This is a genomic window from Pseudarthrobacter niigatensis (genome assembly GCF_030812615.1).
Classification (GTDB): domain Bacteria; phylum Actinomycetota; class Actinomycetes; order Actinomycetales; family Micrococcaceae; genus Arthrobacter; species Arthrobacter niigatensis.
This window is the reverse complement of the sequence record NZ_JAUSTB010000004.1, coordinates 101,274-113,805: the sequence shown is the minus strand read 5'-3', so window position 1 is coordinate 113,805 and position 12,532 is coordinate 101,274. Positions and strand designations below refer to the sequence as shown.

The 12,532-nt window shown below is 67.7% G+C and carries 13 protein-coding genes; 6 read left to right on the top strand and 7 right to left on the bottom strand.

Annotated features, from left to right (window positions below; genetic code table 11):
* Window positions 1–81: 81 nt before the first annotated feature.
* Together J2T23_RS07670 and J2T23_RS07665 are read right to left on the bottom strand one after the other, a co-directional pair.
* Window positions 82–591 carry a DUF4190 domain-containing protein gene (locus J2T23_RS07670; RefSeq protein ID WP_307358650.1) on the bottom strand — a complete coding sequence of 170 codons (510 nt, stop codon included), beginning with the start codon at window positions 589–591 and terminating at the stop codon, window positions 82–84.
* A 34-nt stretch (window positions 592–625) separates the two neighbouring features.
* Window positions 626–1,198 (bottom strand): LysE/ArgO family amino acid transporter, encoded by a 573-nt coding sequence (locus tag J2T23_RS07665; protein WP_307358647.1) that lies wholly within the window; start codon window positions 1,196–1,198, stop codon window positions 626–628.
* A gap of 93 nt (window positions 1,199–1,291) precedes the next feature.
* Between J2T23_RS07665 and J2T23_RS07660 the strand changes: the two genes are divergently transcribed.
* Window positions 1,292–2,218: a LysR family transcriptional regulator ArgP gene (locus tag J2T23_RS07660; protein ID WP_307358645.1), complete on the top strand. Its 927-nt coding sequence runs from the start codon at window positions 1,292–1,294 to the stop codon at window positions 2,216–2,218.
* On the opposite strand, the gene J2T23_RS07655 is transcribed toward J2T23_RS07660, so the two are convergent.
* A complete protein-coding gene (locus tag J2T23_RS07655) occupies window positions 2,178–3,095 on the bottom strand; it encodes a nuclease-related domain-containing protein (RefSeq protein ID WP_307358643.1) in 918 nt (305 codons plus the stop codon). The genes J2T23_RS07660 and J2T23_RS07655 overlap by 41 nt on opposite strands.
* 232 nt (window positions 3,096–3,327) lie before the next feature.
* On the opposite strand from J2T23_RS07655, the gene pgm reads away from it, so the two are divergent.
* On the top strand, window positions 3,328–4,980 hold the full coding sequence (gene pgm, locus J2T23_RS07650; protein WP_141182978.1) for a phosphoglucomutase (alpha-D-glucose-1,6-bisphosphate-dependent): 1,653 nt from the start codon (window positions 3,328–3,330) through the stop codon (window positions 4,978–4,980).
* Here pgm and J2T23_RS07645 read toward each other — a convergent pair.
* Together J2T23_RS07645 and J2T23_RS07640 are read right to left on the bottom strand one after the other, a co-directional pair.
* Window positions 4,977–5,492, bottom strand: a complete 516-nt coding sequence (locus J2T23_RS07645; RefSeq protein WP_307358640.1) for a 2'-5' RNA ligase family protein — start codon at window positions 5,490–5,492, stop codon at window positions 4,977–4,979. The genes pgm and J2T23_RS07645 overlap by 4 nt on opposite strands.
* A gap of 121 nt (window positions 5,493–5,613) precedes the next feature.
* The gene (locus J2T23_RS07640; protein WP_141158622.1) at window positions 5,614–6,219 is read right to left on the bottom strand and encodes a malonic semialdehyde reductase; all 606 of its coding nucleotides are present in this window, start codon (window positions 6,217–6,219) and stop codon (window positions 5,614–5,616) included.
* 202 nt (window positions 6,220–6,421) lie between these two features.
* On the opposite strand from J2T23_RS07640, the gene J2T23_RS07635 reads away from it, so the two are divergent.
* Both J2T23_RS07635 and J2T23_RS07630 read left to right on the top strand, forming a co-directional pair.
* Window positions 6,422–7,774 carry a uracil-xanthine permease family protein gene (locus tag J2T23_RS07635; protein ID WP_307358637.1) on the top strand — a complete coding sequence of 451 codons (1,353 nt, stop codon included), beginning with the start codon at window positions 6,422–6,424 and terminating at the stop codon, window positions 7,772–7,774.
* 74 nt (window positions 7,775–7,848) lie between these two features.
* Entirely contained in the window at window positions 7,849–8,337 is a 489-nt protein-coding gene (locus J2T23_RS07630) for a hypothetical protein (RefSeq protein ID WP_307358633.1), read from the top strand.
* On the opposite strand, the gene J2T23_RS07625 is transcribed toward J2T23_RS07630, so the two are convergent.
* Complete coding sequence (locus J2T23_RS07625) at window positions 8,334–9,239, bottom strand: SGNH/GDSL hydrolase family protein (RefSeq protein WP_307358631.1); 906 nt, start codon at window positions 9,237–9,239, stop codon at window positions 8,334–8,336. The two genes, J2T23_RS07630 and J2T23_RS07625, sit on opposite strands and share 4 nt — an antisense overlap.
* Window positions 9,236–10,123: a GAF domain-containing protein gene (locus tag J2T23_RS07620; protein ID WP_307358628.1), complete on the bottom strand. Its 888-nt coding sequence runs from the start codon at window positions 10,121–10,123 to the stop codon at window positions 9,236–9,238. The genes J2T23_RS07625 and J2T23_RS07620 overlap by 4 nt, the downstream gene beginning before the upstream one ends.
* Window positions 10,124–10,309: 186 nt before the next feature.
* Here J2T23_RS07620 and J2T23_RS07615 point away from each other — a divergent pair, with 186 nt between their 5' ends.
* Together J2T23_RS07615 and J2T23_RS07610 are read left to right on the top strand one after the other, a co-directional pair.
* Complete coding sequence (locus J2T23_RS07615; RefSeq protein WP_141182973.1) at window positions 10,310–11,194, top strand: LysR family transcriptional regulator; 885 nt, start codon at window positions 10,310–10,312, stop codon at window positions 11,192–11,194.
* A gap of 154 nt (window positions 11,195–11,348) precedes the next feature.
* Window positions 11,349–12,446 (top strand): tartrate dehydrogenase, encoded by a 1,098-nt coding sequence (locus J2T23_RS07610; protein WP_141158627.1) that lies wholly within the window; start codon window positions 11,349–11,351, stop codon window positions 12,444–12,446.
* The last annotated feature ends 86 nt before the right edge of the window (window positions 12,447–12,532 follow it).

The following is a 12,532-nucleotide window of genomic DNA, read 5'->3' as shown; positions in this document are numbered from 1 at the left end:
TGGGGAATTTACGACGGCGGCCCGGGCATTAGGTGCCAGGGCCGCCGTTGGCGCCGGGCCGGGGCGGCCGGCACCCGCCGGTTAGAACGTGCCGGTGTTTGACCCGGCAGTGCCGGCGACGGCCACGCCAATAATGAACAACAGCCAGAGCGCTCCGTAGCCCAGCAGGCAAAGGTAACCCAGCACCAGGCCGGTGATGGACATCCCCTTGCCCGAGGGTTCACGGCGCAGGGCCAAATGGCCGGTGATGATGGCGGCGAACTGGGGCAGCAACAGCCAGCCCATGATCACCGAGGCGATGCCGCAGACCATGCTGGCGATGCTCAGCGTTTTGGGTTCCACCTGCTGGCCGTAGTAGGACGCCTGGCCGAAGTACTGGGGCTGGCTGTACGGCGGCTGGCTGTACTGCGGCTGGTTGTATTGGGCCTGGCTGTAGGGTCCTTGGCCGTACTGCGGCTGGCCATACTGGGACTGGCCGTGACCGGCTCCCTGCCCATACTGGGCCGGTGGCTGGTACCCGGACCACGGCGGGCCGCCGGACTGGTTTTCGGGTCGCTGGTAATCGGGCCCCTGGGATGGCTGGTTGCTCATGGTTTCTCCCCTGCGAATCTGGTTACAGACTACTTCAGTGCAGGACCAGCCGGACGGCCAGGACCACCATCAGGACGCCGATGGCGGCGTCGATCCACCGCCAGGTCCGGGGGCTGGCGAGCACCCTGGCCAGTGCCCGCGCCCCGTAGCCGAGGGCCGTGAACCACAGGACGCTTCCGGCCACGGCGCCGGCGGCAAAGGTCCAGCGCAGCCCGGGGCCCTGCTGGTTGGCGAGGCTGCCCAGCAGCACCACGGTGTCAAGGTAGACATGTGGGTTGAGGAAGGTCAGGGCGGCCGTGGTGGCGATGACCGAGTTCCTGGACCTGGGCGACTGCTCCGTCAGCGCGGAAGGCCTCGCCGCTGCCAGGAAGGACCGCACCGCGAACCACAGCAAATAGGCGGCTCCGGCCCAGCGCAGGACTTCCAGCACCCCGGGGAATTGGGTGACAAGCGCTCCGATCCCCGCTGTTCCGCCCACGATCAGCAGCGCGTCACCGGCCATGCAGACGAGCACCACTGCGCCAATGTGCTCCCGGCGGATGCCCTGGCGCAGCACAAAGGCGTTCTGGGCGCCGATCGCCACGATCAGCGCCAGCCCGGTAAGCATTCCAGTTATTCCCGCGGTCCACATTCCATGACCATAGGATCGCAATCCACTGTAGACAAATAACAGATTCTTGGTTGTCCTTAGAATATCTTCATGAACCTTGAACACCTGAAGGCCCTCGTCGCGGTTGTCGACGAAGGAACGTTTGAGGCCGCGGCAGACCTGCTCCGCGTCACTCCGTCGGCCGTGAGCCAGCGCATCAAGGCGCTGGAAACCTCCGTGGGGCAGGTCCTGGTACGCCGCCGGGTTCCCTGTACCGCCACGGACGCGGGTGCGCTGCTGCTGCGGATGGCCCGCCAGGTGCAGTTACTCGAGGCCGAGACCGCGGCAGCACTGGGAACGGGTTCGAGCTTGCGGGCCCCTCTGCCAGTGGCCGTGAACGCCGATTCGCTGGCCACGTGGTTCCTTCCCGTCCTGCACCAGGCCGCAGGCTGGGAGGACTCTGCACTGGACCTTCATGTTGAGGACCAGGGCTACAGCAGCCAACTGCTCCGCGACGGCGCAGTGATGGCCGCGGTGACCTCCGACCCTGTCCCGGTGAGCGGATGCCGCGTGGAGTTGCTGGGATCCATGCGCTACATCCCGGTGGCCGCTCCAGGGCTGCGCCGGCGCTTTTCCAGCCCAGGCGGGATGGACTGGGCGGCAATGCCGGTTATGAAATTCAATGCGAAGGACACCCTGCAGCAGCAGCTGCTGGCCGCGAAGAGCGTGCAGCAGGCTCCGCCCACGCATACCGTGCCCTCATCCCAGGGGTTCCTTGCAGCGGTCAGGGCAGGCCTGGGCTGGGGAATGATTCCGGAGCTCCAGCTCTCGGGCGAACTGGCGGACGGCGCCCTGGTCTGGTTGGAGGAGGCCGCCCACCAGGACGTTGCCCTCTACTGGCAGGCCTGGTCCCTCGATTCAAACCGCCTCGCGCGGATCGGCGCGGCGGTCCGCGAGGCCGCCATTGACCAACTGCGGCCCGGGACCCGGCAGGAGCCTAGCGCGCCAAGTAGGGCAGGAAATAGACGGCAAAAATAACGAACGCCGCCAGCAGCGCCAGCTTGCCTGCGCTGGTCCCGCCGTGGTGCTGCGCCCTGGTGCTCCGGCCGTGGCGCCAATGCCCGGCCGGCGCGGCCGCATGCTGCCCTGCCTGGACGTCGCGTGGCGGCAGGGCACGGCCTGCGGGGTGGCGGGATGCGCTGCGGGCCCTGGCTGCGTCCTTGGCTCCGGTTTTGCCTCCCGGGCTTGCGGCGGGACCGGCCGGCGGCAGGGCTCCCGCCGGGCGCACCACGGTTCCCGGACGCACGTTGCGCAGCGCAGTGATGCCGGGCTCCTGCTCGTGCGTGAGCTGCCGGCCCAGGTCCTCGTACAGGCCCACCACGGCCTGCTGGTCCAGTACCGCCGGCAGCGACTCGATGGCCGGGACCACCCGCTGCGAACCGGCCACGGCCACGTCCGAGTCGGTTATACCAAAAAGGTCGGGCTGGGCAGCCATGCAGATAAGTGGACGGACCAGCCTGCGGTGCGGCGGAGCCAGCACCGAGGCAACGGCAGCGCATTGGGCCAGGGCACCTTCGACGGCCTGGGTGCGCGCATAGCGGCCCTGCCAGAGCACGCCGGACGCCACCTGCACCTCGCCGGTCCAGTTCTTGGAATCCACCACCACCACGCCGCCCGGTCCCACCAGGACGTGGTCCAGGGTGGCCTTGGGCCTGCCCGGCCAATGGACACCGTGGAGCACGTACCAGCCGCGGGGAACCAGCTCGCTGAGCTTGTCGGCCACCGTCCGCTCCCCCACCGCGGCGGTATCCCATGCCTTGGTGGATTGATCGGCCTCATCCAGCCTGCGCTTCAGCCGCGCCACGCGCTCGGCAGCAAGCCTGGACTGCTCCGCTGCCCCGTCTCCTGCCCCCATTGGACGTCCCCGTTTCCTTGCCGGAACCGACTAAGGCGGCGGCCCGCCGTCGTCCGTTCCTTTCGGTGGAATTTCCTTGAAAGTAGCAGTGGGCGGAAGGGGCGGTATATAGGTACTTTCGCGGCTGTGTACTCAGTTGGACTACTTGGTTGGCGTACGTCACGGCAGGTCACAGCGTCCGGATTTTGGGCGGGTCGTTTTGACTCCTGCCAGCTTCTGGCATGCTGGAGCCATGGCTAGCCGCGCGGGTACAGTTGCCCAACCCCAGGACCTTGTTGACATCACTGCGCTCCTCGACGCGTATTACGACATCGCGCCGGACCTGGGTGATCCCGGCCAGCGCGTGGTGTTCGGAACGTCCGGGCACCGAGGGTCCAGTTTGAAGGCCTCCTTCAACGAGCAGCACATCGTGGCCATCACCCAGGCAATCGTGGAGTACCGGGCGGCACAGGGCGTCACCGGTCCGCTGTTCCTGGCCAAGGACACCCACGCGCTGAGCGAGCCGGCACAGAACTCTGCCCTCGAGGTCCTCGCCGCCAACGGCGTCCAGGTCCTGGTGGATGCCCGGCACGGCTACACCCCCACCCCGGCCCTGAGCCACGCCATCCTCACCTACAACGGGAAGGCGGCGCCCGGCGCCCCGCAGGCTGACGGCATCGTGGTAACGCCCAGCCACAACCCGCCCGGCGACGGCGGCTTCAAGTACAACCCCCCGCACGGCGGTCCCGCCGACTCAGATGCCACAGGCTGGATCGCCAACCGCGCCAACGAGCTCCTGGAAAACGGCCTGCGGGGCGTGAAGCGGATTCCGCTGGCCGACGCACAATCGGCCGACACTACCGGCAAGTTCGACTTCCTCTCCAGCTACGTGGACGACCTTCCGTCCGTCCTGAACCTGGATGCCATCCGCGAGGCCGGCGTCCGGATCGGTGCCGACCCCATGGGCGGCGCCTCCGTTGACTACTGGGGCGAGATCGCCGAGCGCCACCACCTGGACCTCACCGTGGTGAACCCCACCGTCGACCCGCAGTGGGCGTTCATGACGCTGGACTGGGACGAAAAAATCCGCATGGACTGCTCCTCGCCGTCCGCCATGGCCTCGCTGATCCAGCGGATGTCGGCAGGCGGATCCTCCTTCGATATCGCCACCGGCAACGACGCCGACGCAGACCGCCACGGCATCGTCACCCCTGACGGCGGGCTGATGAACCCGAACCACTACCTCGCAGTGGCCATCGACTACCTGTACCGCAACCGCAGCGGCTGGAACCCGGCCTCGGTAGTGGGCAAGACCCTGGTGTCATCCTCCATCATCGACCGCGTGGCGCAGAGCCTGGGCCGCAAGCTCGTGGAGGTCCCGGTGGGCTTCAAATGGTTCGTGCCCGGCCTGCTCTCGGGTGAAGGCGCGTTCGGCGGGGAGGAATCCGCAGGCGCTTCCTTCAACAAGCTGGACGGCAGCGTGTGGACCACGGACAAGGACGGCATCCTGCTGGCCCTGCTGGCGTCCGAGATCACCGCGGTCACGGGCAAGTCCCCGTCGCAGCTGTACAAGGGCCTGACCGACCAGTTCGGCGCCCCTGTCTACGCCCGGATCGACGCCGCCGCGACGCGTGAGCAGAAGGCAAAGCTGGGCAAGCTGTCCGCCGCTGACGTGACTGCCACGTCGCTGGCGGGCGAGGAGATCACCGCCAAACTCACCGAGGCACCCGGCAACGGCGCACCCATCGGCGGCCTGAAGGTGGTCACCGAGAACGCCTGGTTCGCGGCCCGGCCGTCCGGCACCGAAGACGTCTACAAGATCTACGCCGAGTCCTTCAAGGGCGAGGAGCACCTGAAGCAGGTCCAGGCCGAGGCCAAGGCACTGGTGGACAGCGTCATCGCCTAGCTTCCACCCTCGCGGCACCACAGCCGGAGGACGCGCCTGGTGGTGTGGTCGCCGTCGGGAGCCATGTCCACCAGGGCGACGCGGTCAAGCACGACGGCGTCGCCGGGGTGGAGGCGCTTGCCACCATGGTGTGAGACGTGGGGGCGGTATCCGGCGAGGGTGTGGGCCGGCGTCAGGATCCTGCCTCCCACGCCCACGCCCACGTCAACCAGCTGCCCGTGCAGGGCCTGCAGGTCAGGCTGGGGCTGGATGAGGTTGACGGGAACGGATCCGTTGCGGCCGAAGGCGGCGTCCTCCCCCACGGTGAGCGCGGCGCCCAGCGCTGCGGCTGCCGGTGCGTCAGCGAGCCCGGCGATGCGTTCGGCGACGTCCGCGCTGCCTGTTGCGGCGGCGTCGAACCCCACGTCAAACCGCACCAGCGTGATGTGCAGCGGCCAGTCGGTGCGTGGGAAGACCTGGCCTTCGGCCACGGGCTCCACGAAGGCCACAAAGATCAGGTTCCGCGTCGGCATGGCCCCAGTCTCCCACCACGGCCGCGTCCAGACGCCCCATCACCTCCCGCCCTTAAAACCCAAACGCCCCATCACCAGGTGATGGGGCGTTTGGAGAAAACACGCAGGAAGTGATGGGGCGTCAGACGGTGCGGACGGCCTCACCGTAGGAGTACTTGGGCTTTGCGTCGCCCCAGGCTTCCTCACCGGGCTGGCCGATGTTGACCACCAGGAAGCTCTTCTGGCCGCCGGCCGGGAAGAAGGCGGCGTCAATCGCGGCGAAGTCGGCGCCGGTCATGGGACCTGCGGCGAAGCCAAGCGAGCGGACGGCCAGGATGAAGTAGCCGGCCTGCAGGTGGGCGTTGTTGTTGCCCGTGGCGGCCGCGAGTGCGGGGTCCGCGTCGTACATGGCCTTGGGGGCGTTGTAGCCGGGGAGGAAGTTGTCCCACTTGCCGGCCCAGTCGGTGTCGTAGCTGAGGATGGCCACGAGCGGTGCGGAGGCGGTCTTGGCCTGGTTGCCACGGGACAGGGCGTTAACCAGGGTGGCGCGGGCCTCGGCCGAGCGGACGTAGGTGACGCGCAGCGGCTGGGAGTTGAAGGCGGTGGGGCCGAACTTGGTGAGTTCGTAGATGGCCTGGGCCTGCTCCTCGGTCACCTCGCCGGTGAAGGAGTTGGCGGTGCGGGCCCGGGCGAAAATGGCGTCCACGGCTGCCGAATCGATAACCGCTTCTTCATGGGCAATGGTCATTGGCGTACCTTTCGCTGCGGGTCACCCGCCTTGCCGCGGTGGCCCCTGGTTGCTTTCCATAGTTGCAACTTCAACTGACCGTTGGCTCTTCCCGCATCAGGGGTGACCTTGGCCACAGCGGGTGCGCGCGGAAACTTGGCGGTATTCTGGACCGAGTTGATCTTCGCCCCCTCGCGGCACCCCCTGAAAGGCATTCCTTCCCATGAGCATGCTCGGAATCAAATGGAAGCTGCACGGCACCGGCAAAACCATCAAGCCCGGCCAGGTGGTGGCCCCCGATGAGCGCCTGGCGTGGCCCCTGACCATAGGGGTGGGCATGCAGCACGTGGTGGCCATGTTCGGCGCCACCTTCCTGGTTCCCATCATCACCGGGATGCCGCCCGCCACCACGCTGTTCTTCTCGGGCATCGGCACGCTGCTATTCCTGGTGGTCACCAAGGGCCGGGTGCCCAGCTACCTTGGCTCCAGCTTTGCGTTCATCGCGCCCATCACGGCCTCGCAGGCGCAGTTCGGCATCCCTGGCGCGCTGGGCGGCGTCGTGCTGGCGGGAACCACACTGGCCCTGGTGGGTGCCGTGGTGCAGAAGTTCGGCGCCGGCTGGATCAACCGGCTGATGCCGCCGATCGTCACTGGGGCCATCGTTGCGTTGATCGGCCTGAACCTTGCCCCCGCAGCCAAGCAGAACTTCGACGCCGCACCCATCACCGCCGTCGTCACGCTGGCCACCATCATCCTTGTCAGCGTCCTGTTCCGCGGAATCCTCGGCCGGCTCAGCATCCTGGTGGGCGTCGTGGTGGGTTACCTGGTGGCCATGCTCCGAGGCGAGGTGAAGTACGACAAGATGGACGCCGCAGCCTGGGTCGGCCTGCCGCACTTCCAGACTCCCGAGTTCCACCTCGGCGTTTTGGGGCTGTTCGTCCCGGTGGTCCTGGTGCTGGTGGCGGAGAACATAGGCCACGTAAAGTCCGTGGCCGCCATGACGGGGCAGAACCTCGACGGCGTCTCCGGACGGGCGCTGATGGCCGACGGTGCCGCTACCGTCCTGGCTGGCTTTGGCGGCGGTTCGGGCACCACCACCTACGCGGAAAACATCGGCGTCATGGCGGCCACCAAGGTGTATTCGACGGCGGCCTATTGGGTGGCGGGGATGTTCGCCATCCTGCTCAGCTTCTCGCCGAAGTTCGGCGAACTGATCGCCACGGTCCCGGCAGGCGTGCTGGGCGGCGCAGCCACCATGCTGTACGGCATGATCGGCATCCTCGGCGTGAAGATCTGGGTCCAGAACAAGGTCAACTTTTCGAACCCCATCAACCTGACCACCGCCGCCGTCGCCCTGATCATCGGCATCGCTGACTACACCTGGACCATTGGGGACCTGAAGTTCACCGGCATCGCCCTCGGTTCCGCTGCCGCGCTGGTGATCTACCACGGCATGAAGGCCATCGCGAAGGCGCGCGGAACAGTGGCCGAGCCCGAAACGGAGCAGGGCGTCCTGCCTCCCGCCGTGAAGTCGGCGCTGAACGCAGCCTCGAAGCGCGGCCCCAAGAAGCGCTGACCCCCTGTTCAGATTGCCCCTCCCGGCATCCCGTGTAGGTTGAAAAGACGTCAAGCACTACGTCTGGGGGATCAATGCTTGAGAGTTTCATGCGCCTGCCGAAATCGCCGCCGCCTGCAAACCGCCGCCACGTCCAGCAGGCCGACCTGCCAGCAGAGCAGATCTACACCCTGGGTCCGGCACCTCGGAGCCGCGTGGCAGGATGCGTCCTCGCGGTCCTGCTCAGCGCCTGGATGCTGGCCGTGCCAATTGCCCTGATTGACCGGCTCAAGGATGCTCCAGGCCCGGGCGCCGGCTTCCTGACCGGGAGCATTATTACCTTCGCCGCGGTCACCGCGGGCCTCGGCGGTTTCCGCTTCTTCAACGCCAGAGACGTCCGAAGGCGTTTGTCCGGCGCCCTCATCGCGGCCCTGGTTGCAGCCGTCACCGCAGCGGCAGCTTCTGCGCTGCTCCCCGAATACGGCCTGCTGCTGGCCGTTCCGGGCCTGTTGGCTGGAGTGCCTGCGCTCGTCGCCCTGGTGGGGGACCACCGCAGGCACCGCGCTGCCGGTACCAGGAACTAGGCGGCCTGCCCCTGAGGCGCCGGTCCACCCGCCATACCGGGGTTCAGGCCGGCCGCGGGGTGGCCCGGCGGGAATGGCCCCGGACGGCCTTGGCCGAAGACCGGGCCGGGCTGCGGCCGCTTCGCCGCCAGCGCGTCGGCCTGATGGGGCCGCAGCTGCTTGAGCACCCACGGCATGAAGTACTGCCGCGCCCACACCAGGTCCTCGGCCCGGGCCTGCGTCCACCCGTGCGCCGGCAGCGGCCTGGGCTGCAACGGCTTGAGCGCATGCTCCACGCCCAGCGCATTCAGGGTTGCCACGGCGACGGCATGGTGGCCCAGCGGCGACAGATGCAGCCGGTCGGGGTCCCACATTGACGCGTGCTGAAGCTCCGGCAGGCACCACAGGTCAACCATGATGGCGTGGTGCCGGGCCCCGATGGTGTGCAGGTGCTCGTTGTAGATGGCCACGCGGCCGCGGATCTTGCCGAACACCGGCGTGTTGCCCCAGTCCGGGCCCGCAAACAGGAGCACGGTGGCACCGGTGGCTGCGAGCGTGCCGATGGCCTGGTCCAGCTTCCCGGCCAGCTTGTCGGGATCGCCGTGCCTGAAGATGATGTCGTTGCCACCGGCGGCAATAGCGACAAGGTCCGGCTTCAGGGACAGCGCCGCGGCCAGTTGCCCGTCGAGGATCTGCCGCAGCAGCAGTCCCCGGATGGCAAGGTTGGCGTACGCAAAGTCGGCACGGCCGGACGCCAGCTCCTCGGCCACGCGGTCCGCCCAACCCCGTAGCCCGCCCAGGCTGAGCGGTTCCGGGTCGCCGATTCCTTCGGTGTAGGAGTCTCCCAGGGCAACGAACCGGCGCCAGGGGTGGCTGTCCGGCCCGGCCGCGATGAAACGCGGCTCCTGCTTCTGGATGGTCATGCTGTCCTCCCTTCTGCGGGAGGCGGGGTTTCCGTCTTCGCCGCAGCGTTCCTGCGGGGTTGCTTTCCGGTTGGAAAGCCCCGCCCCGCCGCCGACGGACGCGGAAGCTCCGCGACGCCGTCGTACGCTTCCTGCCGCAACACGGGCGGCGGTGCGCCGCTCCGGTCCCGGCCGGCCCCCGGGGCCACGACATTCAGGGCCGCGTCCCGGAGGTCAAGCTCATGGTGCAGTGCCTGCGTCTGCAGGAAAAGCAGCGCGGCCTCCCTGCTGAGGCCGTATTCGCTGGTGAGGCTGCGCACGGCCAGGTCCACCAGGACCAGGGAGCTTTGGACGACGGCGAGGCCGGCTGTCGTTTCCGCCCTCTCGGCCACGCGGAACACGAGGCGAAGGGCCCGGGCCATCTGGCGCGCATAGCCCCGAACCCTGACCAGGTCGTCGCTGGTAAACGCGTGCGGCACGCCCGCGTAGAAGGTGACGGCGGCGCTCGTCCCGCCTTCGGCCATGATGGGCACCGAAAGCATCGACTTCACCCCGTGGCCCGACGCCGCACTCGCGTAACCGGGCCACCGCCGGTCACGGCTCAGATCCGATACCAGGACGAATGCCTCGGTGCGCATGGCCTCCATGACGGGCCCGTCGGCGAACGAGCACTGTTCCCGGTCCGCCTCCCGCGCCTGCTCCGTGCTGGCCGCAAGCGTGCGTCCCTGGCCCAGGCGGAAGAGCGTGGCGGCCCAGCCAATACCGCGGCGTTCACCCTTGATATCGCTCATGAAGTCATGGGTGACTTCCCGGAGGAAGGTTTCGACATCCTTGCTGTCGAAGACCGGCTCCGGGGTAACTGGAAGCAGCCCCCAGCCAACCTGCCCCGAAGGTTCAGCCGCCATGTTCCAGCCCTGTTCGAAGCGCTTCGGCCTACTACAAAACCTGGTTCCAAGAATACGTCCGAACCGGGGCCTGGCGGGAGTGGCGGCAGAAATAAGCCTAAAGAGGGGGAAATGGTTCGCTGATATGGTCCCCCTGTACGGCAACAGCTGCACCGCAGCACAGGCCCGGCCGGAGAGGAGCCCCGTTTGGACACCCGGAAGCTGAAGTATTTCCTGGCGGTGGTGGACCAAGGCGGGTTCAACCGCGCGGCCGAACACCTGTTGATCGCCCAGCCCTCGCTGTCGCAGACCATTGCAGGCCTGGAAAAGGAGCTGGGAGTTCCGTTGTTCCACCGGATAGGCCGCCGCGCCGTCCTCAGCGACGCAGGCAAGGAGCTGGTAGGGCCGGCGCGGCTGGTGATGCGGGACCTGGACGCCGCGCAATCCGCGGTTCAGGCATTGCGCGGCGTCCGCAGTGGGCAGCTGGACATTGTCACCATGCCCTCGCCCGGAATCGAACCCCTGACCTCGATGATCGCCGCGTTTACCCGGTCCTACCCGTCAGTCAGATTGAACGTGGAGGCAGCCTTCACGCCGGAGGAGGTCATCGAATCGGTGCGTAACGGCAGCACCGAGATCGGACTGGCCGGTGCTGCCACCGCCATCCGGGTGCCCGGGGTGGAAGTGCTTGCGCTGGAGCGCCAGCCGCTGATCCTGATCGTCAATCCGCAGGCAGACACCTTCGGCCCGGGAGAGGCCATCGCGCGGGAGGACCTGAACGGGCACCGGCTCATCGCCAGCCAGCGGGGATCCCTGATGCGCTGGCTGGTGGATGATGCCCTGGCGCGCGGAGTCAATGCCGAGATCGTCGTGGAAGTGGCCCACCGTACCTCGGTCCTGCCCCTCGTGCTGGCAGGGGTGGGGCACGCGGTGATGCCTTCCTCGTGGGCCCCCACCGCCGGGAAGGCCGGGCTGCGCACGCTCCTCATTGAGCCGGTTTCCCACCTGGAGGTGGCCATCCTGAGCCGCAAGGACGATCTCACGCCCGCGGCGCGGGCCTTCCTGCAGGTGGCCAAGGACCACGCCCAGTAAGCACCGGCGGCGATTGATAGGCGCAACCTATCTGGCGGATCGAATCTTGGTCTTGGACGCCCACCCCGCCGCGCCCGTCTACTTGAGGAGGAAGAAAACAGTGTGACCGGGGCGACACCCGCACACTGCCCGCACTCAACGAGGAGGTAGGCAAATGAGCGCCAACCAGACATTCAGCATCGCTTCAATCCCGGCCGACGGCGTGGGCAAGGAAGTGGTATCCGCCGGACGCCGCGTCCTGGACGCCCTGGCTGGAAACTCGAATGGAAAATTTGCGTTCGACTGGACCGAGTTCCCTTGGGGCAGCGAGTACTACGCCAGGACCGGCCAGATGATGGACCCCAAGGGCCTGGACGCCCTGAAGGACTTCGACGCCATCTACTTCGGCGCCGTCGGCTGGGAAAACGTCCCGGACCACATCAGCCTCTGGGGCCTGCGCCTGAACATCACCCAGAACTTCGACCAGTGGGCCAACATCCGCCCGGTGAAGTTCCTCCCCGGCGTGCAGTCCCCGCTCCGCAAGGCCGACACCACCGAACTGGACTGGGTGGTGGTCCGCGAGAACAGCGAGGGTGAATACGCCGGCCTCGGCGGCCGGAACCTCAGTGGGCGCGGCCCCGGCAACGAGGTGGCGCTGCAGACCGCGCTGTTCACCGAGAAGGGCTGCGAGCGCATCATGCGGTTCGCCTTCGACCTGGCCCGGACCCGGACCGTCAAGAAGGTTTCCTCGGTCACCAAGTCCAACGCGCAGCAGTACGGGATGGTCCTGTGGGACGAGGTCTTCCACCGCGTCGCCCTGGACTACCCGGATGTCCGGACCGAAAGCGTCCTGGTGGATGCCATGAGCGCCAAGTTCATCCTCAAGCCCGAGGACCTCTCCGTCGTCGTCGCCTCCAACCTGAACGCCGACATCCTCTCCGACCTCGGCTCGGCGCTGGCCGGCAGCCTGGGCCTGGCGGCCAGCGCCAACCTGAACCCGGAGCGCCGCTTCCCGTCAATGTTCGAACCCGTCCACGGCTCCGCACCGGACATCGCCGGCCAGGGCATCAGCAACCCGATCGGCGCGATCGCCAGCGCCGCCCTGATGCTGGACCACTTCGGCCTGCACGCGGAAGCCCGCCAGGTGGAAGCCGCCATCGAAGCGGCCACCGGCGCTGGCCACCTGACCCGCGATGTGGGGGGCAAGGCAAACACCGAGGACGTCACCGAAGCCATCATCAAGGCCCTGACGCTCACTCCGGCAGCGGTCTAGGCGCGCAGCAACCTCCGGCGCCGCCATCCGGTTGCCGATTCCAGGCACGGGGCGGCCGGTGAAGCAGTACCGCCGGCCGCCCCGTA